This is a genomic window from Stieleria tagensis (assembly GCF_024129865.1).
Lineage (GTDB): Bacteria > Planctomycetota > Planctomycetia > Pirellulales > Pirellulaceae > Stieleria > Stieleria tagensis.
In genome coordinates, this window is the sequence record NZ_JAMYFE010000196.1 from 1 (window position 1) to 1,310 (window position 1,310).

Below are 1,310 nucleotides of genomic sequence, written 5' to 3' on the forward strand. Positions count from 1 at the left end.
GTTGGCGACAATCAACCCGCGTTTCCAAAGCAAGTCGCCAGCGGTTCGGCTGGTCATCGCCGCCAATAACGCGCGATGTGCGATAGCAATTCAACCACGCCTCCATCCTCGGCAGTCGAGCATTGGAATCACGCAACTCGTTTGAGCGCGAAGTTGAGTTGTTCCGGCCGCGATCGAAGGGCGACGCCGTGAAGCAAACCGACCGACAGCATCCGATTCATAATTCGTTCCACAACGTCAGCGGAGTCTATTACTCGTAACGTTAGCGATCACGCGGTCGCCGCGAGTGATCAACCACTTCAAAAACGACGACTCGGCGACTCGTCGTGCATCGCATTGTTACCCGCGCTTTAGGACCCGCGGCAATTCGTCTGCGTAAGGGCCAATCTCCGCAAGCGTTTCCGCTACTGCGGTATCCACATCAACGATTGTAGCAAAACCGTCGATGTGAGTTTCAATCGCCAACTCCAAAGTCAGCCCCCAATGTTCTGGTGAAGCGTCGGGGTCATCTACATAGGCTCGCCAACCGATATCACGAAGACCCCAAGCATCAATGTGTCCATGCTTGTGAGCATCATATGCCAATCCAAAAAGCAATCCGTAAACGTTTGTGTTGTCAGCGACTCCGGGTACGGATCGAAGGAGATACAGCGCGTCATTTTTCGTGCAAAACGAAAGATCGAGCATCCAGGGGTCAGCAATCTCTGACTGCTCAATCACATTGTCGACCCATGTTCGCGCGAGCTTGTAGTCTGCGATTCCGTGTTCGATACCGAACGCAATCGCGCGAGCAATTTCGGCGGAAGTTGGTGTCACCGTCGAGGCCAATGGACAAACTGATTCGGGTAACGATTGCGATGACCGAGTCGCGACGAACGACTTTGCGATGGCCGTACGACCTTATTCGCGACTTCGTGTCCATCGCCTGGTTACGCGTCCATTCAGCGTACTGATCTTCGTGCTGAGCAAACACTCAACAGGGCATCCATGCTGAATAGTCGCAATGGGGACAGTGCCACTCTTCTTTGAATGCCCGTTCTCCTGCTGCGATTCCATCATTTACTACCCTGCCTGTAGGCGACCATGATTTGCGGCAAATCGGGCAGTGATTTCGAAGCCATCGTAGTAGGTATAGTCCGCCAATTACAGTGGCGGCGAACAACAAGAACAGAAAACCGAAGGCCACACCATCAGTAATTACGATAACGGCAATCCACTGCATCGGCCAGTTCAGCTCTCTCTCGTGTAAGTGTTGACGTGATTCGGATTCAATGAGTCAGCACACGCGTAACGGTAGCGATTTCCGAGAT

1 protein-coding gene is annotated in these 1,310 nt (G+C 53.0%); it reads right to left on the reverse strand.

All coding sequences use genetic code 11. The annotated features are described in order from the left end of the window. Positions 1–339: 339 nt before the first annotated feature. Positions 340–816, reverse strand: coding sequence for a hypothetical protein (locus NHH03_RS27770; RefSeq protein ID WP_253161622.1), 477 nt, complete (start codon positions 814–816; stop codon positions 340–342). Positions 817–1,310 lie beyond the last annotated feature (494 nt).